Origin of the sequence: Oceanisphaera sp. (genome assembly GCF_048268965.1) — a bacterium.
In the GTDB taxonomy this organism is placed as follows: domain Bacteria; phylum Pseudomonadota; class Gammaproteobacteria; order Enterobacterales; family Aeromonadaceae; genus Oceanimonas.
Map to the genome: position 1 here is coordinate 105,700 of NZ_JBLWUK010000001.1, position 23,684 is coordinate 129,383.

Annotated in this window: 19 protein-coding genes; 7 read left to right on the forward strand and 12 right to left on the reverse strand. The window is 55.4% G+C overall.

Going from position 1 to position 23,684, the window contains the following annotated elements:
* Nucleotides 1–137: 137 nt before the first annotated feature.
* On the reverse strand, nucleotides 138–3,191 hold the full coding sequence (locus ACN0VL_RS00495) for an efflux RND transporter permease subunit (protein WP_417614052.1): 3,054 nt from the start codon (nucleotides 3,189–3,191) through the stop codon (nucleotides 138–140).
* Nucleotides 3,192–3,272: 81 nt separating this feature from the next.
* The gene (locus ACN0VL_RS00500) at nucleotides 3,273–4,325 is read right to left on the reverse strand and encodes an efflux RND transporter periplasmic adaptor subunit (protein WP_417614054.1); all 1,053 of its coding nucleotides are present in this window, start codon (nucleotides 4,323–4,325) and stop codon (nucleotides 3,273–3,275) included.
* Nucleotides 4,326–4,491: 166 nt separating this feature from the next.
* On the opposite strand from ACN0VL_RS00500, the gene ACN0VL_RS00505 reads away from it, so the two are divergent.
* Nucleotides 4,492–4,941 (forward strand): DeoR family transcriptional regulator, encoded by a 450-nt coding sequence (locus tag ACN0VL_RS00505; protein ID WP_417614056.1) that lies wholly within the window; start codon nucleotides 4,492–4,494, stop codon nucleotides 4,939–4,941.
* Between the two features lie 28 nt (nucleotides 4,942–4,969).
* On the opposite strand, the gene zapE is transcribed toward ACN0VL_RS00505, so the two are convergent.
* The gene (gene zapE, locus ACN0VL_RS00510; RefSeq protein ID WP_417614058.1) at nucleotides 4,970–6,103 is read right to left on the reverse strand and encodes a cell division protein ZapE; all 1,134 of its coding nucleotides are present in this window, start codon (nucleotides 6,101–6,103) and stop codon (nucleotides 4,970–4,972) included.
* A gap of 318 nt (nucleotides 6,104–6,421) precedes the next feature.
* Nucleotides 6,422–6,763, reverse strand: coding sequence for a DUF2750 domain-containing protein (locus ACN0VL_RS00515; RefSeq protein ID WP_417614060.1), 342 nt, complete (start codon nucleotides 6,761–6,763; stop codon nucleotides 6,422–6,424).
* 146 nt (nucleotides 6,764–6,909) lie between these two features.
* Here ACN0VL_RS00515 and ACN0VL_RS00520 point away from each other — a divergent pair, with 146 nt between their 5' ends.
* The 4 genes from ACN0VL_RS00520 (at nucleotide 6,910) to ACN0VL_RS00535 (ending at nucleotide 10,035) form a co-directional block, all read left to right on the forward strand.
* Nucleotides 6,910–7,557, forward strand: coding sequence for an isochorismatase family protein (locus tag ACN0VL_RS00520; RefSeq protein ID WP_417614062.1), 648 nt, complete (start codon nucleotides 6,910–6,912; stop codon nucleotides 7,555–7,557).
* On the forward strand, nucleotides 7,550–8,752 hold the full coding sequence (gene pncB, locus ACN0VL_RS00525) for a nicotinate phosphoribosyltransferase (RefSeq protein ID WP_417614064.1): 1,203 nt from the start codon (nucleotides 7,550–7,552) through the stop codon (nucleotides 8,750–8,752). Before ACN0VL_RS00520 ends, pncB begins: the two co-directional genes overlap by 8 nt.
* 136 nt (nucleotides 8,753–8,888) lie before the next feature.
* On the forward strand, nucleotides 8,889–9,683 hold the full coding sequence (gene phhA, locus ACN0VL_RS00530; RefSeq protein WP_417614066.1) for a phenylalanine 4-monooxygenase: 795 nt from the start codon (nucleotides 8,889–8,891) through the stop codon (nucleotides 9,681–9,683).
* A 10-nt stretch (nucleotides 9,684–9,693) separates the two neighbouring features.
* Nucleotides 9,694–10,035 (forward strand): 4a-hydroxytetrahydrobiopterin dehydratase, encoded by a 342-nt coding sequence (locus tag ACN0VL_RS00535; protein WP_417614068.1) that lies wholly within the window; start codon nucleotides 9,694–9,696, stop codon nucleotides 10,033–10,035.
* Nucleotides 10,036–10,130: 95 nt separating this feature from the next.
* On the opposite strand, the gene ACN0VL_RS00540 is transcribed toward ACN0VL_RS00535, so the two are convergent.
* The 6 genes from ACN0VL_RS00540 to puuD all read right to left on the reverse strand — a co-directional run bounded on the left by ACN0VL_RS00540 (nucleotide 10,131) and on the right by puuD (nucleotide 17,571).
* Nucleotides 10,131–11,120 carry an META domain-containing protein gene (locus ACN0VL_RS00540; protein WP_417614070.1) on the reverse strand — a complete coding sequence of 330 codons (990 nt, stop codon included), beginning with the start codon at nucleotides 11,118–11,120 and terminating at the stop codon, nucleotides 10,131–10,133.
* A gap of 623 nt (nucleotides 11,121–11,743) precedes the next feature.
* Nucleotides 11,744–13,228, reverse strand: a complete 1,485-nt coding sequence (locus ACN0VL_RS00545; RefSeq protein ID WP_417614313.1) for an aldehyde dehydrogenase — start codon at nucleotides 13,226–13,228, stop codon at nucleotides 11,744–11,746.
* Between the two features lie 228 nt (nucleotides 13,229–13,456).
* Nucleotides 13,457–14,731 carry an NAD(P)/FAD-dependent oxidoreductase gene (locus ACN0VL_RS00550; protein ID WP_417614072.1) on the reverse strand — a complete coding sequence of 425 codons (1,275 nt, stop codon included), beginning with the start codon at nucleotides 14,729–14,731 and terminating at the stop codon, nucleotides 13,457–13,459.
* Nucleotides 14,732–14,741: 10 nt separating this feature from the next.
* On the reverse strand, nucleotides 14,742–16,226 hold the full coding sequence (locus tag ACN0VL_RS00555) for an aldehyde dehydrogenase family protein (RefSeq protein WP_417614074.1): 1,485 nt from the start codon (nucleotides 16,224–16,226) through the stop codon (nucleotides 14,742–14,744).
* A gap of 17 nt (nucleotides 16,227–16,243) precedes the next feature.
* Nucleotides 16,244–16,810: an HTH-type transcriptional regulator PuuR gene (gene puuR / locus ACN0VL_RS00560; RefSeq protein ID WP_417614076.1), complete on the reverse strand. Its 567-nt coding sequence runs from the start codon at nucleotides 16,808–16,810 to the stop codon at nucleotides 16,244–16,246.
* Nucleotides 16,807–17,571: a gamma-glutamyl-gamma-aminobutyrate hydrolase gene (puuD, locus tag ACN0VL_RS00565; RefSeq protein ID WP_417614078.1), complete on the reverse strand. Its 765-nt coding sequence runs from the start codon at nucleotides 17,569–17,571 to the stop codon at nucleotides 16,807–16,809. The genes puuR and puuD overlap by 4 nt, the downstream gene beginning before the upstream one ends.
* Nucleotides 17,572–17,758: 187 nt before the next feature.
* Between puuD and ACN0VL_RS00570 the strand changes: the two genes are divergently transcribed.
* Both ACN0VL_RS00570 and ACN0VL_RS00575 read left to right on the forward strand, forming a co-directional pair.
* Nucleotides 17,759–19,183, forward strand: coding sequence for a glutamine synthetase family protein (locus ACN0VL_RS00570; protein WP_417614080.1), 1,425 nt, complete (start codon nucleotides 17,759–17,761; stop codon nucleotides 19,181–19,183).
* Between the two features lie 130 nt (nucleotides 19,184–19,313).
* Nucleotides 19,314–20,795 (forward strand): Na+/H+ antiporter NhaC family protein, encoded by a 1,482-nt coding sequence (locus ACN0VL_RS00575; RefSeq protein ID WP_417614082.1) that lies wholly within the window; start codon nucleotides 19,314–19,316, stop codon nucleotides 20,793–20,795.
* 156 nt (nucleotides 20,796–20,951) lie between these two features.
* On the opposite strand, the gene cydB is transcribed toward ACN0VL_RS00575, so the two are convergent.
* Together cydB and ACN0VL_RS00585 are read right to left on the reverse strand one after the other, a co-directional pair.
* A complete protein-coding gene (cydB, locus tag ACN0VL_RS00580) occupies nucleotides 20,952–21,941 on the reverse strand; it encodes a cytochrome d ubiquinol oxidase subunit II (RefSeq protein WP_417614084.1) in 990 nt (329 codons plus the stop codon).
* A gap of 1 nt (nucleotide 21,942) precedes the next feature.
* The gene (locus ACN0VL_RS00585) at nucleotides 21,943–23,349 is read right to left on the reverse strand and encodes a cytochrome ubiquinol oxidase subunit I (RefSeq protein WP_417614086.1); all 1,407 of its coding nucleotides are present in this window, start codon (nucleotides 23,347–23,349) and stop codon (nucleotides 21,943–21,945) included.
* Between the last annotated feature and the right edge of the window lie 335 nt (nucleotides 23,350–23,684).

The window sequence follows — 23,684 nt, forward strand, 5'->3', positions numbered from 1 at the left end:
CCCGCACAGCCAAAGCACAACCAGCCGCCGTTTCAGACACCGTAAAAAAAAGACTTGAAACGGAGATAAGAAAGGCGCCCTTTTGGGGCGCCTGAATTGACTCGCTGATTCGGAATGCCTGGGTCTGTTGACCCTAATTAAGCCGCTTGATCTTCCGGCTTGATCCTGAAGAACACCGCGTATAACAGTGGCACCACAATCAAGGTAAGAGCGGTGGCAAAGGTCAGACCAAACATTATGGTCACCGCCATGCTTTTGAAGAAAGGATCGAGCAACAAGGGCGCGACCCCCAGTATGGTAGTAAAGGCTCCCAGGAAGACAGGCCGGGCCCGACTGACCGCCGCATCGAGTACCGCAGCATATCCCGCTTTCCCCTCGCGTATTTCGGCATCGGCCTGGTCCACCAGCACGATGGAGTTTTTAACCAGCATACCGATAAGGCTGAGGCAGCCCAAAATGGCCATAAATTCAAACGGCACCTGAAACAGCACCAGCCCCACGGTCACGCCAATAATGGCCAGGGGCGCCGTTAACCAGATAACCAACGGTTGGCGCAGTGCGTTAAACATCACCACCACCGCCAGTATCATGGCGCTGAAGCCATAGGGCGCCGAGATGGCCAGGCCGTCGTTGGCTTCTTTGGATGCCTTGTATTCCCCGTGCCACTCCAGGCGATAGCCCGGTGGCAGGGGTATGGCTTCTACTGCTGGCCGCAAGCGTTCCAGCAAGGGGGTGGATTGCTCGCCGGGCAAGGGATCAACCTGAGCCTTGATGGTCGGAAAACGATCCACACGGCGGATAATGGCGTTCACCCACTCCACCTTGACCTCTTTTACCAGCTGGCTGACCGGTAAATAGTCTTTTGCGGTAGGGCTGTATACCAGCACATTATTCACGTCTTGCGCCGCCGAACGCTCGGCCACTGGCGCGCGAGAAATAATGGGGATCAGCTTGTCCGCTTCTCGGTATACACCAATACGCTCGCCGGTATAGGCACGGTTAATGGCCTGGCTGATGTCGGTAATGTCCAGGCCGGCACGGCGTGCCGCCACTTCATCCACTACCGGGCGTAGCACGGGCACTTTTTGCCGCCAATCATCCTGTATGGCAATGGCCCCGCTGTCTTGCGCCATTATCGCCTTGGCTTGCTCCGATAACTGACGCAATACATCGGGATCCGGCCCCATAAAGGCGGCTTCTATCTTTTTGCCGCCGCCCCGGCCCAGCATAAACTTCCATACCTTTACCTCTGCCAGCGGATGGCGCGCCACCAATTCCTCTTGCAGCTCGGCCACCATGCCGGCAATGAGTTGCGGGTCGGTCACATCAACCAGCAACTGACCATAACTGCTGTTGGGATCTTCCGGGCCATAGGTCAGCATAAACCGCAGGCCACCCTGGCCAATAAAACTGGTGACGTGATCAACGCCGTCTTTGCCTTGCACATATTTGCCCATTTCGGCCAGCTCGGCTTTGGTTTCATTGATGTCCGTTCCCTGAGGAAGATACATGTCGACCACAAACTGGGGCCGCGCCGACTCGGGCATAAAGCCCGGCTGTACCCAGCCAAAGCCGAAGATGGCACTGGCAAGCAGCGCCAGCAGGATACCACCCGTTAGCAGGCGCCGACGTAACGCCCCCTGCAGCACCCGGCGATAGCGCAGTAAAATACCGGACTCACTGACGGTGTTCGGGTCCTGCACTTTGACCTTGAGCAAGGCCACGCAGAGCAAAGGCGTGAGCGTGACCGCAAACAACCAGCTTAACAACATGGAATACAGGATCACCCAAAACAGCGAGCCGGCGTATTCTCCCATGTCGGTGGGCGATAAACCGATGGCACTGAACGCCAATATGCCCACCAGGGTGCCGCCCAACAAGGGCCACTGGGTGGCTTTGACCACGCTGGCGGCGGCAGATTCGGCCCGCTCGCCCTTTTGCATGCGCACCAGAATGCCGTCGGTGACCACTATGGCATTATCGACCAGCATGCCCAGGGCGATAATCAAGGCCCCCAAAGACACGCGCTGCATGGCAATGTTATCCAGCATCATGGCAATCAGGGTACCGGCTACCGTAAGCAGGAGGACGGCCCCCACTATGATGCCGCTGCGCCAACCCATAAACAGGATCAACACCAGCACCACTATGGCCACCGCCGCGGCCAGGTTGGCCACAAAGCCGTCTACCGCTTCTCGTACCGAGTCGGACTGGTAGGAAATCACCTGCAGCTCCATGCCTATCGGTCGCTGGGACTCCAGCTCATCCAGCCGCGCCTTGACCGCATCGCCCATATTGACCACGTTGCCGCCGGCCACCTGGGAAATACCCAGACCAATGGCAGGCTGGCCATCGTATTGCATCAAGGCTCGTGGGGGAGTGATTTGGGAGCGGGTAATGGTGGCCACGTCTTTTAAAAAGATCACCTGCTCGCCGCTGGGTGAGGCCAGTGCAATATTGCTCAGTGCCGCTACCGAATCCGCCTGGCCCTGCGGGCTGAAATACACCCGCTGCGGGCCAATCTGCAGATTACCCGCATCGGAAATGACGTTCTGCTGCTTCAGGGCGTGATAGATATTGGAGAGTGGAATGCCCAGCTGAGTGGCCTTGGCGGCAGATATTTCCAGAAAAATGGCTTCCTGGGGCGCGCCCAGGGTGGCAATGCGTGCTACCCCTGGCACCAGCAGTAACTCGCGCTCCAGATCATCGATATAGTCCTTGATCTGCTGCAGGCTATAGCCTTCTCCGGTGACAGCAAAAAACAGGGCATACACATCGCCAAAGTCATCGTTGACCACAGACGGCCCGGCACCCGGCGGCAACTGACGCTGTACGTCGTTGATCTTGCGCCTTAGCTTGTCCCACACCTGCTCCAGCTCGGCGCGGCCATGGGCAAACTTCATGTCTATTTCGACTTTGACCAGTGAATCACCCATGCGCGACACCGAGGTGACTTGTTTCAATTCCTGCAGCTGTTGCACCGCGCTTTCTATCACCTCGGTGACTTCTTCGGCCACCTGTGCCGGCAACGCCCCCGGATAAGGGGTGGAAATTACCGCCTGACGGATCACGAATTCCGGGTCTTCAAATCGCCCCAGCTTTTGATAACTGATGTATCCGCCGACCAGCAGCATCACACAAGCCAGCCACGCTATGGTGCGTTTAGCCAATGTCTGTTCAGCAATATTCACAATGTCACCCTTTTCATTATTTTTCTTTCTGCCTAATGCCCCTGCGTGCCATCAACCAGGGCAAGCATCGTCAGCTTGTATTTATAACGGCCGAACCTGCATGTTTTCCCGCAATTGACTCACACCGGCAGTGACGATGCGCTCCCCGCCCTGCAAGCCACCGAGCACCACCACACTGGAGTCTTGAACCTTACCCAGCGTGACCGTTTTGGCATGGACCCGCGACGTTTCGGCGTCAACCAGCCACACCTGAGTGTCGCCATCGGCAGTAGACACTATGGCCTGCAGAGGCACAGTTATCTGCTGCGCAGCCACGGAGGTATTGTTTTGGCGAGGCTGAATTTCTACCGACATACCCGGCAAGACCCGAATGCTGTATCCCGGCTCGAGTGACAGCACCACTTCATAGCTCTGAGTCTGGGCATTGGCCTCGGTAGAGAAGGACTTCAGGCTTACCGGCAGCGGTTGGTCGGGGTAATCGGCAAATATGGCCAGACCGGCTACCTGCTTGGGCTCGGAGCGCACCACGCGCTCGGGAACATTGATAACGATTTCCAGGTTGCTGGTATCCTGCAGGCTAACGATGGGCTCTTTAGCCTGTACATTGCTAAAGTTTTCTACCTGCCGTTTGACGACCACCCCCGCGAACGGGGCGATTAACCGCATGTCGGCGACCTCTTTTTTAGCTGCCAGGTAACGCGAGCGAGCCACTTCCATGGCCGTGCGCTTTTGGTCCACCTCGGCTTTGGCGACCGCCTGGCTCTTCTGCCAGATTTGTTGCACGCGGTTATAGTCAGTACGGGCCTTGTTGTATTCCGCCTGGGCCGAGGCCAACTGCAGTTCGGCGTTTTCCGCATCCAGGCGAGCCACCAGGGCACCTTTTTCTATTTGCTGCCCTTCCTGTACCGGCATTTCAACAATGCGACCGGGCAAGTTAAACGCCAGTTCGGCTCGCTGCACGGCTCGTACCCGGCCGGGAAAGCGCAGGCCGGAGGCGGCATTTTGCGCACTCACTTCCATTATCTGTGCGGGGCGAACCACTTCTTCAACCGCTGTTTCGGGAGCCTGTTCCCCGCACCCGCCGAGTAGGCTCAGCAGCACCAGACCTGTGAATAAACCGACGTAGTTTTTCAAGCTGTCACTCCCAGTCAATCAAGAAAATACCGTTGCCCAAGACTTTTATAGTAGGGCAACACGGCAGTGTCGGCGAAACATCCCTTGCAGACAACGCACCCTACGCCCAAAATGGGCGCCGCCGTAAAACTCGGCGATGTGTCTTTTATGTGTATGCGAGATTGTTATGCCATTCAACTACGACCAACTGACCACTCATTTTGGCCATATTTACCCGGCTCACGTGCAGGAATTATGTGAGCTGCTGATTTCGTTACGAAAGCAGTTTTTTGGTGATCTGGATTTAATGCTGATTTTGGCCATTATTGGCTCGCGTACCCTGCCCGCACGCCACAGCACAACCATGACCTACCAGGAGTTTATGGCCAGCGAGAAACAGGCCACCCGAGGGCAGCCCATCAATATTCAATCCGTGTCTGAATGCAGTGGCATCGCCCGGGAAACGGTGCGCCGTAAAATTCAAAAGCTGGAAGCGCTGGGGCTGGTTGAACGTAGCCAGAATGGCATGCTTACCGTCACGGCCAAAGCCGCCAGCACCCTGTCGTCCTCTACCGAAGCCAGCTTGCAATATCTGGCCGCCCTGGGTGACATATCCCGGGGCACAGGCCACGCTTAATCCGTCACCCTCGCGCAGGCGGCATTACTTAGGTCGCCTCAGCGCCCAGGGGTTGTCCAAAGCGCTGCAGCTGCATCTCGTGTAACCGGCTGAGGGTGCGCCGAAAAGGAAACGCCAGCGCGCCTTCGCTATACAGCTCGTTTAACGGTACGGCGGCGCTCAGGTACAAGGGAATATGGCGGTCGTAACACTCGTCCACCAGGGCGATAAAGCGCCGGACGCCATCGTCCTGCCGAGATAAAGCTGGAAACTGTCGATCTCCTGCCACCACCTGGGCCACGCCATCTTCGGTGCCCCGGGCAATGCCGTTTTGCCGGGCCGACCCCGTCAGTTTGGGCACCTCGCTCAGCAGAATATGCGAAAACGCATCACACAATTCAATAAAGTCCGGTGCGGCCAGCGGTTGTTCGCACAGGTCGGCGTAACGACACCACAACACCTGCTTGCTGCGCCGCACTACCTGAATGTGTTTGTGCCCCAACAGCAGCGGCTCATCATGCCCGCCCTCTGGAGCCAACTCGCTGAATACCGCCGCCAGCGCCTGGGGATCCTGTATCCAAAAGCGTGGTTGGCGCTGGCCGGGATGCAGGCGATGATCTTGTTTGCCATCCACACTCAACACCTGCATATGCCGATTCATCGCCGCTATGGCAGGCAACAAGCGCTCTCGGTTAAAGCCGTTTTCGTAGAGTTTTTCGGGTGGCTGGTTAGAGGTCGTCACCAAAATAACCCCCTTTTCAAACAGCTGCTGCAATAATCGGCTCAGCAACATCACATCGCCAATATCATTAATGAACAGCTCATCCAGACACAGTACCCTGGCCTCGCTCGCCAATTCTTGCGCCAGTACGGCCAGCGGATCTTCCTGGCCGGTCAGCTGAAACAGCCGCTTGTGCACCCAGCGCATAAAGTGATGAAAGTGCAGCCGCCGGGCCGGCACACTCAAGCCGCGGGTCAGGCTCTGATAAAAGTGGTCCATTAGCCAGGTTTTGCCCCGCCCCACCGGCCCCCATAAATACACGCCGGAGATCACCGCCTCGCCAGCCTCTAGCTGCCGGTAGCAATGCTCCAGGCACTCAACCGCCCGTTGTTGAGCCGCATCGTCTTTAAAACCGGCATTCAGCGCCTGTTGATAGGCAAAATAAGGAGAAAGTGCAGACATTAAGCCCCCTGTATCTGAAACATCATCCCATTAAGCCAGATTTGCCGCACAATTGGCATTCGGTACTAATGTAGTGATTGGTCTTGTAGCACAGCGGTATCTCAACACGGATGTTGCGTATATCGCCGGGGCGAACCCGTGCATCAGATCCTGCTCCGCAGGATTTAGCAGCTAAAGCAGCTACTACAGGGGACGGTGGTTTTCGGTTGCTGGGCGGCCTGCGCTATGTTCGCTCTCATTCTTTTTAGTCTGGAATGTACAAACAAAAACGGCCTGTTCTGGTATCAGAACAGGCCGTAAACCCAAAAGCAGAGACGATTACGCCAGCGCTTTTACCAGCTCCAGTACATCCAGCTCAACGCCGTCCAGATCTTCGTCCCAGTTAGGGCCGATGCGTACGCCGTCTTCGGACATATCTTCTACCCACACTTCCAGAAACTCGGCCAGGGTAATTTCAAAAGGCACATATTCGGCCCATTCGTCCAGGCACTGTGCTTTTGCTTCACTCTCGGTAGACCATACCGGCATGACTTCGGTATCTTCATACTCGGAGGAGTCACAAACGACCCACTCCTCGCCGAAACGCAACCCCCACATCACTCGATTGGCGGTTACTTCGTCGAGAAAACGCTGGTAACTTTTCTGATGGCTATCGCTCATGTTCTTCACCTTTGGGCTGATAACGGGGAAGATACCCCGGATGGGGCGATACTGAACCAAATCTCCCCTAGACTCAATCAAAAACAATAGTACTACAGCGCCACACAAGGGCCAAATGCCCACATTCAACCTAGAGGAGGTGGTGTATGCAATTACCCGCCAAAAAACACGTTGCCAGCCTGGATGTAGATGCCCAATACACCTTTACCCCCATCTGCCCCAACGAACTTCCCGTGCCCGGTGGCGACACCATAGCCGACGAACTCAACAGCCAGGCGCAATTTGCGGCCTATCGGCTGGGCTCCAAAGACGCCCACTCGCCCCAGGCTCTGTGGGTCAGCAACGAGCAGCAACCGCCCTTCAGCCCGATCGAGGGCGCGAACATGGACATCCGCTGGCCCAGCCATGCGGTGCCCGGTACCAAGGGCTTCGAGCTGCTGGCTGGCCTGCCACACCCGGCCGACTACGACTTTTTCGTCTGGAAAGGGGTTGAGCCGGACATGCACCCCTACGGTGCCTGCTATCACGATTTGTCCGATCGCATGAGCACCGGCATTATCGAGTATCTGCACGGCAAACAGGTCACCACAGTGCTGGTCGGCGGCCTGGCCACCGACTATTGCGTGTATCATACGGTCTTGCAATTGCTGAGGGCCGGGTTCGAGGTGATTATTAACCGTGCCGCCACCCGTGGGGTGGCCGATGAGACCAGCCGCCATGCCATTGCCGACATGATCCAGCAAGGTGCCCACTTTGTGCACCACAGCGCGGAGCTGGAGCAAGCCGATGAGTGAGTCCATGACCGAACCTGTGATCCAGTCTTTACTCGATACCGATTTATACAAATTCACCATGATGCAAACCGTGTTGCATCAACACCCTGCGGCCGAGGTGGAATACCATTTTCGCTGCCGCAACCCCGATCTGGACTTCAGCGACTGCATCGACGAAATAGAGGCAGAAATAGCCCACCTGTGTCAGCTGCGCCTAACGGAAGACGAACTGGCTTACCTGGGGCAGCTCGACTACATCAAGCCCGACTTCATTCACTTTTTGCGACTGTTCAGGCTGGATCGGCGTTTTATTCACCTGAGCTGCCATCAGGGCACCCTGGAGCTGAAGATTCACGGCCCCTGGCTGCACACCATTTTGTTCGAAGTGCCCTTGCTGGCGATTATCAGCGAGGTCTATTGCCGCCGCCATCATCCGGCTCCCGACTGGTCCGCCGCCAGAGCACGGCTGAAAGACAAAATCAGTCTGGTGCAAAGCGACCCCGAGCATGCTGATTTTCGCTTTTCCGACTTCGGTACCCGCCGCCGTTACTCCCGGCTGTGGCAGCAGGAAGTGGTAGAGGAGCTATCTCGGCAATTGCCGGTGCAGTTTGCCGGCACCAGCAACCTGGATTTGGCAAGACGACTCAACCTCAAGCCGGTGGGGACCCTGGCCCACGAGTTTATGCAGGCATTCCAGGCACTGGGGCCACGACTTATCGACAGCCAGAAGATGGCGCTCGAGGCCTGGGTGCATGAATATCGCGGCCAGCTGGGCATAGCACTCACCGACGTGGTGGGCATGGACGCCTTTTTACGGGACTTCGACCTCTACTTTGCCAAGCTGTTCGATGGCCTGCGCCAGGACTCTGGCGATCCGGTTGAGTGGACCGAAAAGGCACTGGCGCATTATCGGCAGCTAAAGATAGATCCGCGCAGCAAAACCTTTGTCTATAGCGATGGCCTCACCATGCAAAGTGCACTCGCGCTGTATCGACAGTTTCGTGAACAGTGCCGGCCCGCCTTTGGCATTGGCACTCATTTAACCAACGACATCATGAGCCATTCGCCCATGAACATAGTGCTGAAGATGACTCGCTGTAATGGCCAGGCCGTGGCCAAGCTGTCCGACAGCCCGGGCAAGGCCATGAGTGATGACCAAGGCTACATGGCCTATCTGGCCCAGGTGTTCAACGTGGACTTAGCGGCAGTCAAGTAATCAGCCTCGTCAACCTGCAGCTGTAAACTTATACTGACAGCTGTATTATCATCAATACGGGCGTGCTCCTTCTCTATTTGCTGCCGGTTCTCTACATTAAAGATTGAACCGAAACCGATTGGGAAGTAAACGCCTGATGAACAGCACCCAGTACGTGGCTCACAAGCCCGACGCCAATGGCATGATTCATTACAGCGATGAAGAAAATGCCATTTGGCACATCTTGATCGAGCGTCAGCTGGCCTGCATAAAAGGGCGAGCCTGTAACGAATACCTGACAGGCCTGGAGCAACTGGCGTTGCCTCATCGGCATATTCCTCAGCTGGACGACATCAATCAGGTGCTGCAACCAGCCACGGGCTGGCAAGTCCGTCGTGTACCGGCGTTGATCTCGTTCGATCACTTTTTTGAGCTATTGGCCAATCGACAGTTCCCGGTGGCTACCTTTATTCGCCGCAAGGACGAGCTGGACTACCTGCAAGAGCCGGATATATTCCACGAGCTATTTGGCCACTGCGCCCTGCTCACCAATCCCGCCTTTGCCCGTTTTACCCATACTTACGGTCAGCTTGGCCTGAATGCCAGCCCCGGAGATCGTGGTTTTCTCGCCCGCTTGTACTGGTTTACCGTCGAGTTTGGCCTGCTGAACGGCCCCGAGGGCCGGCGTATTTACGGCGGCGGCATCCTGTCTTCACCCGGTGAAACACAACACGTTTTTGAGTCCGACATTCCCGAGTTTCGGCCCTTTAACATGCTGGATGTGCTGCGTACTCCGTATCGCATCGATATCATGCAACCCATTTATTACGTGCTCGACTCCCTCGACGATCTGTTTGCCATTGCCGACATGGACATAATGGCCAACATACAACAAGCCCGCAGTATGGGGCTGTTTGCCCCTACATTTGCTGCTAAACAAAATGCCAGTTAAAGGAATCAAGATGACCGAACTAGCCCAACAACAGTGTGAAGCCTGCCAGGCCGGCGCCCCTAAAGTCAGCGACGCCGAGCTGGCTGATTTCATGAAATCGCTACCCGACTGGACGCCCATGGCCCGGGAGGGGGTGCTGCAGTTAGAGCGGGAGTTTACCTTTAAAAACTTCAAACTTGCCTGGGCCTTTGCCAACAAGGTGGCCGAGCTGGCAGAAAGCGAATTTCACCATCCCACCATTACCCTGGAGTGGGGCAAGGTGACCGTCACCTGGTGGACCCACGCCATTAACGGCCTGCACCGCAACGACTTTATCATGGCCGCCAGAACCGACCAGCTGCTGACTGCGTAGTAGGTGTGAGGTGTGAGGGGTAAGGTGTGAGGTGTGAGGGGTAAAAAAGAGGGGGGGAAGGGATTCGAACCCCCTAACCCCTATTATCTTATTGCCTAGTGAGCCGTTAAGGTTTTGCCATCTTCGGCAAAAATAACCAGGCCACCGCTGGTATTCCACTCTATTCGCTGGGCATGCCCCAACACAGTCAGCATGGTGCGCTCGTGCTGCATTTGCTGATCGGTACACATCATCATGGTACTGGCCAGTTCGGAGGCGCTTAACTTGTCGCCCTGCAACTGATAGCTGCCATTAAAGCTGTTGCAAAACGCCCGGCCGTACAAGCGACCGTCGTCACCAAAGCGCAGGCTGGCTTCGGCATCCGCCGCAGCCCCTGCAGGCACGGAGACGTCTTCACCGTTCAGGTTGGTCACCTGCCATGCTCGGCTCTGCAGCAAAGCCACGGGGTCGGACACACACTCGGGGTAGGTCTTGCCGTTTACGGTTAGCAGAGCCCAGTCTGCCTTGCTCCAAAATTCGGTACTGCTGTCGTTGGCCAACTGAAAGCGAGCGCCAGAGGCTGACTTGACCAAGTCCAGAGTCAGCGTCTGATCGTTAAGCTGCAAATGAGCCTGATCATCAGCAAATTTCACCTGAATACGCTGATCACCACATTGCATGACACTGAGCGACTGGTAGTCGGTTACCTGCTGCAATTGCAAGTTGCCCAAATCGGTCAGGCCCGGCTCGGCGGACACCCCAATGGGGGCACTGCGCCAGCTCTCGAGCCCCTGCTCTTTAATGACCGCACTCAAGCTGTAGGCTCCTGCGTTCAACTCCCGGGTATCAAGGGTCACATTAAACGGAACGGGCAGCCCCTGTTTATCCAGATCGATCTGCTGCTGGGCAATAATGGCACCGTTGGCCACGCTGGTATCCCGTACCGTGACTTCGGCCACGCTGTTCGGTGCCAGCGCAATGCGCGACAAGTAAGACAAGCTACCGGTTATCTGGTGCTGCTGGGTAACATCATTTTGCCCCACACAGCCGCTAAGCGCGGTTATGGCAACGACGGAGGTTAGTGCAAGGGAAGTCAGTTGATTCATTAAAATACCTCGAGTAATAAGGTTTTATCATCCCTGAACATAAGAGCACATCCGCTTGCGTCCCAAGAGTTGAGTTAGAGTAAAAGCACAATAACTGTAGCGAGCTTTATAAATAAAAGCACTCGCTAACATTCTCAGCCCGCTCTCACGCCCACAAATCACCGCCATTGCGACACAAACTGCCACGAGCACAGGTTCAAAGCATTACGGCGACATATGAAATATCTGTGTTGAGATGTGGCTACGCCACATTGCACAGCTGAAGCCAGTGCCTACAAAACCAATAAAATACCGGGAAATGGGAATGGGGAATGGGGAATGGGGAATGGGAATATACCTCCCCTGTAGTAGCTGCTTTAGCTGCTAAATCCGGCAACGCCGGATCTGATGCACAGCCCCACCCTTTTCCACCGAATAGAGGCACAGGTTCGAGACAATACGGTGAGGTATGAAACACTGGTGCTGAGATGTGGCTCCGCCACATTGCGCAGCGGTCGCAGCGCCTACAAAACATAATTACAACGCCACTCTTTGCTCTTCATTCACCATTAAAAATTCAACATTCAACATTCAACATTCAACATTCAACATTCAACATTCAACATTCCGCAAAGCAGGTGTGCTCAATCCAGGGCCAGCCAGGTGGTTTTCAACTCGGTAAACTTGTCGAAGGCGTGTAATGATTTGTCCCGGCCGTTGCCACTTTTTTTCACGCCGCCAAACGGCACCGTCATGTCACCCTCGTTATAGTTATTAATAAATACCGTGCCTACTTTGAGCTTGCGCGCCAACCGGTGCGCTCGCTGCAGGTTGGAGGTCCACACCCCGGCGCCCAGGCCGTATTTACTGCTGTTGGCCAGGTGCAAGGCTTCTTCTTCACTGCTAAAGGGAGTGACCGCCAATACGGGCCCGAATATTTCTTCGTTGGCGATGCGCATGTGCGGGGTAACCTGCTCCAGTACGGTCGGCCCCAAGAAGTTTCCCGCGTGATCACGACCGTCCAGGGTTAGCTGAGCTCCTTCTTCCAGCCCCAGCTTGATGTAGCGACAGACGCTGGCATGGTGGCTTTGATCTACCAGGCTACCCATAATGGCATCGGGATCGAGCGGATCCATGGGGGTAAAGACGGCGGCGGCCTTGATGAATTCAGCCATGAAGGCATCTTTTATACTCGCTTCCACCAGCAAGCGGGTACCGGCAATGCACACCTCCCCCTGGTTATAAAAAATAGCGGCGGCACAGCTTGCTGCGGCTTTGCCCAGATCCGGGCAGTCGGCAAATACGATATTGGCGCTTTTGCCCCCGGCTTCAATCCATACCCGCTTCATGTTGGAGCTGCCTGCGTACTCCAGTAACCGCCGCCCTACCCCGGTCGATCCGGTAAAGGTCAGGCAATCCACATCAGGATGCAAGCCCAACGCCTTACCGGCTTCCAGACCCAAACCGGGCAGAATATTCAAGACACCATCTGGCAGCCCCGCCTTTTTGGCCAGCGCGCCCAGGCGAATGGCGCTTAATGGCGACTTTTCCGAGGGTTTAAGCACCACAGAGTTGCCCGCCGCCAGGGCCGGCCCCAGCTTCCAGCACGCCAGTAACAGCGGGAAATTCCAGGGGACAATCGCCGCCACCACACCAACCGGCTCGCGACTGATTAATGCCAGTGCATTGCTTGCAGTGGGCGCAATTTCACCGTAAATCTTGTCGATCGCCTCCGCATACCAGCGTATGGCTCGTGCGGCACCGGGAATATCATCACGCAGGCTATGGCGAATCGGCTTGCCGGTATTCAGGGTTTCCAGTAATGCCAGCTCTTCTTGATGCTTTTCTATCAGTGTCGCCAAACGTAGCAGTACTGCCTTGCGCTCGGCAGGAGATGCCTCAGACCACACCCCCGACTCAAAGCTGCTTCTGGCGGCCATGACCGCTTTATTTACATCCGCTTCCCGGGCTCGGCTGACCTCGGCAAGCGGGTGATCCGTTGCCGGATTGATACAACTGAAACTCTCACTCGCCTGTGCCTTCTGGTATTTACCGGCAATAAACAATCTATGCTCCAGGGTCAGTTTGCCTGCCAGTGTTTGCCAATACGCCTTGTCTTTATATTCCATCATGACCCTCTCCCTGTCACAGACTGATTCAGAAGCCTTCACCTCCAACCCGAGATGGCATACCAGCCGCTGAAAAACAGCGAATAAACTGCAAGATAGTGCATTGTCTGAACTTTGCCACCCTGGGCTCACTGCGCAATATTGCAGGATGTGGCTTCGCCACATTGCGCAGCTAAAGCAGCACCTACAAAAACGCGCCGTGTCCAACATACAAAGCGCCCGTTATTTTTACACGCCCAACTTATCACGCAGGCTATAGTAAACGGCGCCCATGGCACTAAAGGGGACCTGGAAGCGGCGGCCGCCAAAAAATGGCAAATGCGGCAAGTTGGCAAAGGCATCAAAACGCTCGGCCTGGCCTTTCAATACTTCCGACAGCAACTTGCCAGCCAGATGGGTACAGGTTACGCCATGGCCGCTATACCCCTGCATATAGTAGACATTGGGTTCCAGTCGGCCGAACTGAGGCAGCCGGGACAAGGTTAACAAGAAGTTACCACTCCAACGATAATCGACCTTGACCCCTTTTAATTGCGGAAAGGTTTTCAGAAGTTTGGGCATCACCAGGCGTTCAATATCATCGGGATCCCGTGCGCCATACACCACACCGCCGCCATAGATTAGCCGTCGGTCTGCGGTTAAACGAAAATAATCCAGCAGATAGTTACTGTCTTCAACACAATAGTTTTTGGGGATCAGTCTATTTGCTTGCTCTTCGCTTAACGGCTCGGTCGTAATCACCTGAGTACCACACGGCATGGCTTTGGCGGCCAGCTTGGGCTCCAGGTTGCCCAGATAGGCATTACCGGCCATTACCACAAAATTCGCTTTAACCTTCCCTTTGGCCGTAACGACGGTCGCGGGATCACCGTGCTGAATATCAAGCACCGCCGAGTGCTCAAAAATACGGCCTCCCTGTTGGCGAATGGCTTCCGCCTCACCCAGTGCCAGGTTCAGGGGATGCAGATGACCGCCCCTGTGATCCAGCAAGCCGCCCACATAGGCCTCGGTTTCTACTTCCTGACGTATCTGACCGGCATCCAACAGTTCCAGATGCTGATGGCCATAACGCTCCCAACCGGCTTTTTGCTCATCGAGCGCGGCCATTTGCCGCCCATTCAACGCCGCAAATACGCCACCCGGGCGAAAGTCACAGTCAATATTATATTGTTCGATACGGCTGCGAATAATATCGCCCCCTTCAAACATCATGCTGCCCAGCATACGGGCAGTGTCCGTGCTGTAGCGGGATTCGATCACATCGATATCACGGCTATAGGAGTTAACGATTTGCCCACCGTTACGGCCGCTGGCGCCAAAGCCAATCTGACTGGCTTCCAGCAACACCACATCAAAGCCGGCTTCCACCAGAAAAAGGGCGCTCGACAAGCCGGTATAACCGCCGCCCACCACGCACACATCACACTGTATGTCTTCGTTCAGTTGTGGCCATGCCGGGTGCTTGTTTGCGGATGCCGCGTAATAACTGTTTACATGTTGCATCTGATTCTCCTTAATCCAGTGCCAGCCAGGTGGTTTTGAGTTCCGTGAATTTATCGAAGGCGTGCAGGGATTTGTCCCGGCCATTACCACTTTGCTTGACGCCACCAAAGGGCACCGTCATATCGCCATCGTTATAGTTGTTAATAAACACCGAGCCCGCTTTCAGCTGTCGTGCCAAGCGGTGCGCCCGCGCCAAGTCCCGTGTCCAGACGCCGGCTCCCAGGCCATACTCACTGTCATTGGCCAGATTCAGCGCCTGAGCTTCATCCGTAAAAGAGAACACGGCCAGTACGGGACCAAAAATTTCTTCTTTAGCCACTTTCATCTGCGGCTCGACCTTGTCCAGTACAACCGGGCCCATAAAGTTACTGCCCTGCTCTCGACCATCCAGATAGAGTTCAGCCCCTTCGGCCAATGCCACTTCAATAGTTCGAGAGACGGTGGCGTGATGTTCGCCATCGACCAGGGTGCCCATGATCGAATCCGGATCCAGAGGATCCCTGGGTTTGAAGGCCGCGGCCGCTTTTTTCAGCTCCGCAAGAAAAGGCGCCTTAATACTCTCTTCTACCAATAGTCGGGTGCCCGCTATACAGACTTGCCCCTGGTTGTAAAAAATGGCTGCCGCCGACGCCCGGGCGGCTTTCACCAGATCGGGGCAGTCCGCAAAAATAATATTGGCGCTCTTGCCCCCCGCTTCCAGCCACACGCGCTTCATGTTGGACTGACCTGCGTACTCCAGCAGCCGCTTACCAACGCCGGTCGAGCCAGTAAAGGTCAAGCAGTCAACATCGTTATGCAAGGCCAGTGCTTCGCCGGCCTCTGTGCCCAAACCGGGTAAAATCTGCAGTGCCCCCTTGGGTAAACCGGCTTCGTTGGCAAGGGCCCCCAGTCGAATGGCAGTTAAAGGAGATTTCTCCGAAGGCTTGAGAATAACGGAGTTACCCGCCGCAAGCGCCGGACCGAGTTTCCAGCAGGTTAATAACAGCGGGAAGTTCCAGGGGACTATGGCCGCGACCACCCCTACCGGTTCTTTACTGATCAGTGCCAGTGCATTGTGCGCCGTGGGGGCAATTTCACCGTATACCTTGTCGATGGCTTCGCCATACCAGCGCAAGGCTCGCGCCGCCCCGGGAATATCATCACGCAGGCTATGGCGGATCGGCTTGCCGGTATCCAGTGTTTCCAATAGCGCCAGCTCTTCCCGATGCGCTTCAATGAGCTCGGCAAAGCGCAGCAAGACCGATTTACGTTCCGCCGGTGAGGCCAAAGACCAGTCACCCGCCTCAAAACAGTCACGGGCCGAACGCACTGCTTTATTGACGTCGGCGGCTTGCGCCCGGCTGATGTCGGCGAGCTGCTCTCCGGTTGCCGGGTTATAGCTGGCAAATGACGCACCATGTTCGGCAGCTTGATACTCTCCGGCAATAAACAGTCGCGTTTCCAGGGTCAGGCCATGAGCCAGGCTCTGCCAGTAGTCGATGCTTTTGTAGTCCATATCGCGCTCCGTGTGCATTAAAAGTTGGCAGGGGTGTGCGCACTGACGATGCGGCACTCTTGCTCGGAATGATTGGTAAAGGTGTGAGGCAAGCCGGTATCAATAACGTAGCTTTGCCCGGCCTTGAGCCAGTACTGTTCGCCATCCACTATCAGCTCGATTTCTCCCTCCAGCACTGTGCCCACTTCTTCACCCTGGTGCTTGATGTGGCCGCCGGTGGTGGTGCCTGGCGCATAGTGTTCAATCAAAAAACCCAGAGAGCGCTGGTTATTGCCGTTATGTACCAGCTTGAAAGACACCCCCTGGCTGCCTATCTCGATTAACTCTTCCGGGTTGATCACCACCTGATGACGAGGTGCCGGCACCAGCTCGGTAAAAAACTCGGATAAGGATCGGTTATATACCTTGAGTATTTTTTGCAGGGTACTGACTGCAGGGCTGACTTTATCCTGCTCTATGGTGCAAATGGCACTGTGGGTAAGGCCTGCCAGCTCGGCGACCTTGCGCTGACTCAAACCGGCTTGCTGACGCAATAACGCCAACTGGCGACCCGGCGCCACTTCCTGGTATGGGGACGTCTTCATGACATGACCTTCTGCTGCTGATAGTGACCACAAGCCCGGATAAAACCATCAAACAAGGCGCGGGACAGCGGGTTATCCCGACTCTGCCACTCCGGATGCCACTGCACCCCCAGCGCAAACGGATGCTCGACAAAGCTGATGGCCTCAACCAGCCCATCTGCGGCGGTGGCCTCAATGCGTACGCCGGCCCCTAATAGATGCGCGCCCTGGGTATGCAAAGAGTTGACCGATTGCACCTCGGGCCCGGCCAGCTGACTTAACAAGCCATCTTCAGTCGGGGTAATAGAGTGGGCAGGCCCGTATTGCCGAGCGATGGGCTGAGATTTATCTTCTCTATGCTCATCAAACAAACCGGTGTCATGCAGTCGCGGATACAAGCTGCCGCCACTGGCCACCACCATTTCCTGAAAGCCACGACAAATCCCCAATAAAGGCAGTTGTCGTTGTTGCGCCAGGGTTACCAGCGTCAGACTCAAGGCATCGCGGCCGGGATCCGCATCGGGCTCATTGCCGCCTGCCCCATAATGATGGGGCTCTATATTGCTCGGGCTACCGGTTAGCAAGAGGCCATCGAGCAGCGACAAGGTTTGCTGCAAGGCCGCCGTATCTTCGGCCACGCGATGCACCAGAGGAAAAGGCAAGCCACCTGCATCCCATACGGCATTCAAATATTTCTGCTGCAAGGTCATCACTGGATGTGCGCCAATCACTTGCTCACACATGATGACCCCCACCACCGGCTTGTTGATAATACTCACCATGCAACTTTCTCCCTGATGCGTTACGTTCAATAAATCGTCCAACAATGTGACGTCATGTAATAAAAATCTAACAAAAGCGCCAGTAAACCGCAATATTGGAATGTATATTTAACGCTTGCAAAACATAATGAACATATCTACATTTATCGATGTTGAATATTTTTAACAAGCATAAGGCGATAATCTCATGGAAGCAGAAGCATTAAATTCATTTCTGTCGGTGACGGACCTGGCATCACCCGAAAGCACGGACAGCCCCTTCGCCCAGGAAGTAGCGGCATATCTGGCCAAGTACCCGGACACTCAGTATCTGGATGTATTACTCACTGATCTAAATGGTATTTTCCGGGGCAAGCGCTTACCGGTCAGTGCCCTCGACAAGCTTGAAGCGGGTTGCTTCTTCCCCGGTTCTGTCTTCGCCATGGATTTTCGCGGTAACGTAGTTGAAGAAACCGGTGTCGGCCAGGATATAGGTGAGCCCGATCTGCCCTGCTTCCCCATTCCCAATACGCTGGTGCCGTCGGCGAGCGATCCGGAAACCGTGGCCCAGTTATTACTGACCATGGTGATGGAAGATGGCACCCCTTTCCCGCTGGAGCCACGTAATGTGCTGACCCGGGTCTGGGAGCAAGTGAAAGCCAGAGGCCTGACTCCGGTCGTGGCGCTGGAAGTGGAATTCTACCTGGTTGACCGAGAGCGAGATGAGGCAGGCTATCTGCAACCTCCCCGCTCTCCTCTGACTCAAAAGCGCGACACCTATAGCCAGGTTTACTCCGTTGATAACTTAAACAACTTTGCCGATATTCTGGCCGATATAGACAACCTGGCCGTACAGCAAGGCCTGCCTGCCGATGGCGCCGTAGCCGAAGCTGCCCCGGGCCAGTTTGAAATCAACCTCACTCATACCGACGATGTATTGGCCGCCTGTGATCAGGCGCTGGCACTCAAGCGACTCATCAAGCTGGTGGCAGAAAAGCACGAAATGGATGCGACCTTTATGGCCAAGCCGTATGAGGAGCACGCCGGCAGTGGCTTGCATGTACACATCAGTGTGGTGGATGAGCAGAATAACAATTTGTTTGCCAACGCAGGTGGCGATGACTCTGCACTGCTGCACAGTGCGCTATCGGGCATGCTGGATTTAATGCCGGAAAGCATGGCGCTGCTGGCACCGAACATGAACTCGTTTCGACGTTTTCAGCCGGGTATGTTTGTGCCGACTCAAGCCTCCTGGGGACACAACAACCGCACCGTCGCGCTGCGCATTCCCTGTGGTGATGCAGACGCAAGACGGATCGAATACCGGGTGGCCGGCGCAGACGCCAACCCCTATTTGATTATGGCCACCCTGCTTGCCGGTTTATTGCATGGTCTGGATAACAGTATCCCCCTGCCTAATCCGGTGATCGGTAACGGCATGGAACAAGAAGGCGTGGCTTTTCCTACCAGACAGAGTGAAGCGCTGCAGGCCTTGGCGAACTCCGAGCGGTTGAAGCACTACCTGGGTGAAGAATTTATCGATGTCTATCGTATCTGCAAATACGACGAACTCCTGGCCTTCGAGCGCCAGGTATCCGATATCGAATTGGAATGGATGCTGAAAAATGCCTGATCTGGCAATCACACCCGGTTTGATGCTGCTGGCCGGTAACCCGTATTTACCCCGCAGCATCACACTCACCCCGTGCGGTATTGGCCGCCGAGTATAAGGGCTTGTCCCCCGACGACTAAGGATAGTGACGATGAAAGACAACGCGTTAGCAATGAATAACACGGAGAAATGGCCACCGTTAGTACGGGGGCTGATAGTCAGCATGATCGCGGCATTGTGCTTTGCCTGGCTAGGGTTTACCCACGAAGCGGGCACCAGTTATGGCGCGCTCAGCTTGCTGCCCGCGGCACTGGTGATCACCATGGCGGTGGTGACTCGTAAAACCATAGAGTCACTGCTTGCGGGAAGCCTGCTCGGTTTGCTGCTCATCGATCCCGGTAATATCGTCACGCCACTGGCTGATATTTCTCTGGCTGTCATGATGAATGAAACCATTGCCTGGCTCATTCTGGTGTGCGGCATGATGGGGGGCCTGATTAACTTGCTGGCCCGCGGCGGGAGTGTGCTCAGTTTTGGCAATGTAATGACTCGCATCATCACCTCGCCCAGGGGCGCCATGATGGGCACGGTAGGGTTGGGACTGGTAGTCTTCATTGACGATTATTTGAACTCGCTGGCCGTATCATCTTCAATGAAGAAGATCACCGACACCTATTTGATTTCGCGCGAAAAACTGGCTTATATTGTCGACTCCACCGCCGCGCCTATCTGTATTCTGGTGCCCGTCTCTACCTGGGCGGTTTACTTTGCTTCATTACTGGAAGATGCAGGAGCCACTACATCCGGCAAGGGGATGTCGCTCTATATCAGCAGCATTCCTTATATGCTCTATGGCTGGGCAGCCTTGTTGGTCGTCGCCCTGGTGGCTTCCAGAAAGCTCCCGGATCTGGGCGCCATGAAAAAAGCAGAACAGCGCGCCCAGGCAGGCCAACCCATCCCCACGGGTTGGGAAGATCCCGCAGAGCCAACGTCAACCAGCAACACCCCCGCCTGGCTTGGTCTGATGAACTTTCTTCTCCCGATGCTCGTGCTGGTGTTTGCCAGCGTGTATTACGAAATAGACTTGCTCAAGGGCGTTCTGGTCGCGTTATGCTTTACCATGCTGTTGTATTCGGTACAGCAACTGCTGTCCTTCAAGGACCAGGTAGAGGCCACTCTGGATGGGTTTAAAGTCATGCTGTACCCCATCGCGACTGTGTGTGCCGGCTTTATACTGAAAGAGGTCAACGATCAACTGGGTATGACCGGCTACATAATTGATACCGTGACCCCCATACTGACACCGGCTTTATTACCCGCCGTAGTCTTCTTGGTGATGGCCGCAGTGGTCTTCAGCACGGCCTCCAGCTGGGGGGTGTTTGTAATTTCCCTGCCCATCGTCATTCCGTTGGCACAAGCGATGGACGTCCCCATGCCATTGGCAGTAGGCGCACTCATGTCTGCCTCCGCGTTTGGCAGCCATGCCTGTTTCTTCAGTGATTCAACGGTATTGTCGGCCCAGGGAGCGGGTTGCGACACCATGGATCACGCTATGACCCAGTTACCTTATACGCTGATTGGCGGTGCCATCACCACCATTGGCCTGCTGGTAGCCGGCTTCCTGTTTGTCTAACCCCATGTCCAACGTAAAAAAGGCTTCCTCGGAAGCCTTTTTTTATTACAACCCCGTTAGCAGCAGCTTAATGGCGCCACCCACCAGGGTCAGCAGCAGCACGCCGCCCAGGTAGATGGCCACAAACCACAGCCAGCTTTTCTTGTTGGCCATGAATCAGTAACCCTCTTCAAAGTCCTCGACCTTGCCCGAGAAAATGCGATAGCCCCATAAGGTGTAGGCACAAATCAACGGCAGGAAAATGAAAATGCCCGGCAGCAAGAACTTCAGGCTGCTATCCGGCGCTTGAGCCTGCCACAGGGTTAACTGATGGGGGATAAGATAAGGGAACAAACCCACCACCAGGCCGGCAAAGCCGAGAATAAACAGGCCTGTCGCCAGCCAGAACGGCCGGGTTTCGTGGGGCTTGCCGTCCAGATCCCGATACAGCAACCAGCCGAACAGGGCACTCAGCAGAGGTAACGGCAACAGCAGAATAAAGTTGATGCCGTCAAACCAGCGAGCACGCACTTCGGTATTGGCATACAGGGTCCACAGGCTCACTATCACCAGAATCACCATCAGGGTGATCACCAGTTTGCGCCCCAGGTGAGCGGAGCGCGCCATTATCTCGCCCCGGCTCTTCATCACCAGATAGCAGCAGGCCAGCAAGGCATAAGCCGTCATCAGCGCAAAACCGGTAAAGATACTAAAAGGCGTCAGCCAGTCCAGCGCGCCCTGCTCGCCGGCTTTGACTCCCTGTACCACGGCACCCAGAATGGTGCCCTGGCAAAAGGTCGCCACCGCCGAGCCCAGAAAGAACGACCAATCCCACCACGGCTTGGAGCGATGCGCCTTGAAGCGATATTCAAAGGCCACCCCGCGAAAAATAAGCCCAATCAGCATGATGATAATGGGCGTATACATGGTGGACAGAATACCCGCATAGGCGGCGGGAAAGGCGGCAAACAGCACCACACCGCCAAACACCAGCCAGGTTTCGTTGCCATCCCACACATGAGAGATAGAACGCATCATGTGGTCACGCTCGGCCTCGCTTTTAAACCAGGGGTACAGGATGCCGAGGCCAAGATCGAAGCCATCCAGCACCACATACATGAGCACCGCAAAGCCCAGCAATAAATAATAAAACAGCGCCAGATCCATGTTAATCCTCCACCACGTCGCGTTGCAGTTTCTTCACCCACTCCAGGGCAAAACTGGGCGCATTCACGCCAATCATGTATTGCTCCAGTCGCTCCAGATCCGGCGGCCCCTTGCGCACCAGCTTGGCCATAAAGTACAGGTAAACCAGCAGCAGGGTGCTGTAAGTGAGCACAAACAGCGTGAGTGAAAACAGCACTCGCTCGGCCGGCAACGGCGTTACCACCTCCATGGTGCGCACCAGCCCGTGTACCAGCCAGGGCTGACGCCCCACCTCGGCCACGTACCAACCGGCCAGGGTAGAGATCACCCCCGCCGGTATCATCATGTTCATCAGCAACAGGAAGGGCCTGCTTTCAAAGCGGCTGCCCTTGCGGCGCAGCCACAAGCCCCAGGCGGCGGCGGCGATCATCATCATGCCCAGGCCCACCATGATCCGAAACGAGAAAAACACCAAAGGCACATAGGGACGTTCGTCCGCCGGCACCGACTTCAGGCCCTGCAACTCACCGTCCAGCGAGTGGGTTAAAATCAGCGAAGCCACCTTGGGGACTTTTATTTCAAAGTGGTTGGTTTCAGCTTCCATGTCCGGGATGGCAAACAGCAGCAAGGGGGCACCGGCCTCCCGAGCCGGCCAGATACCTTCCATGGCCGCCACTTTAATGGGCTGATGCTCTTTCACGTTCAGGCCATGAAAGTCACCCACCACCAGCTGCAAGGGCGCCAGTATCAAGGCCGCCCACAGGGCCATCGACAAGCCCTTGCGGGCAAAGGCTACATCGCGATTCTTGCGCAAATACCAGGCACTGACGCCACCAATCACGAAGGTGGCCGTCAGCATGGCGGCCAGCAGCATGTGCGCCAGACGGTAGGGCATGGAGGGATTGAAAATAACCTCCATCCAGCTTTCTACTTCAAAGCGACCATCCACTATTTTGTGACCGGCGGGGGTTTGCATCCAGGAGTTGGCGGCAATAATCCAGAAAGAGGAGATCCAGGTACCGATGGCGACCACGCAGGTCGCAAAATAGTGCAGCTTTTCGCCCACCCGTTGCCAGCCAAACAGCATGATGCCGAGGAAACCGGCTTCCAGGAAGAAAGCGGTCAGCACTTCATAGGCCAGCAGGGGCCCCAGGACCGGGCCCACCAATTCGGAAAACCTGGAAAAGTTGGTACCAAACTCGTAAGACAGCACGATACCGCTAACCACCCCCATGCCGAAGGTAATGGCAAAGGGCTTGATCCAGAATTTGGCCAGCTGAAAGTAAACCGGGTTACGGGTTTTCAGCCACAGGCCTTCCCAGATGGCAATGGCGGTCGCCAGACCTATGGTGATGGCCGGAAAAATAATATGAAAGCTGATGGTAAAGGCGAATTGAATCCTCGACAGTATGGCCGCATCCAAGTCCATATTTCCTCCTTTATGCGCGTTGCAAACGGTTAACTGCCGCAGGCAGAGTAGCCAAGAGTAGAACAATAAAGATGGCAGAAAATTCAAGTATTAAGGTGGTCATGCTCATAAAAAGCTCTCCGGGTGATGTGATCAAAGGATGCAATCAAACAATGCCCTCAACAAAGCATGAAGCGTGCCACAAACAAAAAAACCTGCAGTTACCTTGGCTTGGATCAAATTACACGCTAATAGTTGCCCCAACCGACAACAAGGTTTACAGTTTTCCGCACTCCGGCTGTCAACCTTGTTGACAGCGAGACTGTTTTCCTGACCCCTACGACACCCACAGACCC

Excerpts from the sequence above, each read along its gene's own strand:
- ACN0VL_RS00505 (WP_417614056.1), top strand. The coding sequence starts at position 4,492 with ATGCCATTCAACTACGACCAACTGACCACTCATTTTGGCCATATTTAC.
- zapE (WP_417614058.1), bottom strand. The coding sequence starts at position 6,103 with ATGTCTGCACTTTCTCCTTATTTTGCCTATCAACAGGCGCTGAATGCC.
- ACN0VL_RS00515 (WP_417614060.1), bottom strand. The coding sequence starts at position 6,763 with ATGAGCGATAGCCATCAGAAAAGTTACCAGCGTTTTCTCGACGAAGTA.
- ACN0VL_RS00520 (WP_417614062.1), top strand. The coding sequence starts at position 6,910 with ATGCAATTACCCGCCAAAAAACACGTTGCCAGCCTGGATGTAGATGCC.
- pncB (WP_417614064.1), top strand. The coding sequence starts at position 7,550 with ATGAGTGAGTCCATGACCGAACCTGTGATCCAGTCTTTACTCGATACC.
- phhA (WP_417614066.1), top strand. The coding sequence starts at position 8,889 with ATGAACAGCACCCAGTACGTGGCTCACAAGCCCGACGCCAATGGCATG.
- ACN0VL_RS00535 (WP_417614068.1), top strand. The coding sequence starts at position 9,694 with ATGACCGAACTAGCCCAACAACAGTGTGAAGCCTGCCAGGCCGGCGCC.
- ACN0VL_RS00540 (WP_417614070.1), bottom strand. The coding sequence starts at position 11,120 with ATGAATCAACTGACTTCCCTTGCACTAACCTCCGTCGTTGCCATAACC.
- ACN0VL_RS00545 (WP_417614313.1), bottom strand. The coding sequence starts at position 13,228 with ATGGAATATAAAGACAAGGCGTATTGGCAAACACTGGCAGGCAAACTG.
- ACN0VL_RS00550 (WP_417614072.1), bottom strand. The coding sequence starts at position 14,731 with ATGCAACATGTAAACAGTTATTACGCGGCATCCGCAAACAAGCACCCG.
- ACN0VL_RS00555 (WP_417614074.1), bottom strand. The coding sequence starts at position 16,226 with ATGGACTACAAAAGCATCGACTACTGGCAGAGCCTGGCTCATGGCCTG.
- puuR (WP_417614076.1), bottom strand. The coding sequence starts at position 16,810 with ATGAAGACGTCCCCATACCAGGAAGTGGCGCCGGGTCGCCAGTTGGCG.
- puuD (WP_417614078.1), bottom strand. The coding sequence starts at position 17,571 with ATGGTGAGTATTATCAACAAGCCGGTGGTGGGGGTCATCATGTGTGAG.
- ACN0VL_RS00570 (WP_417614080.1), top strand. The coding sequence starts at position 17,759 with ATGGAAGCAGAAGCATTAAATTCATTTCTGTCGGTGACGGACCTGGCA.
- ACN0VL_RS00575 (WP_417614082.1), top strand. The coding sequence starts at position 19,314 with ATGAAAGACAACGCGTTAGCAATGAATAACACGGAGAAATGGCCACCG.
- cydB (WP_417614084.1), bottom strand. The coding sequence starts at position 21,941 with ATGGATCTGGCGCTGTTTTATTATTTATTGCTGGGCTTTGCGGTGCTC.
- ACN0VL_RS00585 (WP_417614086.1), bottom strand. The coding sequence starts at position 23,349 with ATGGACTTGGATGCGGCCATACTGTCGAGGATTCAATTCGCCTTTACC.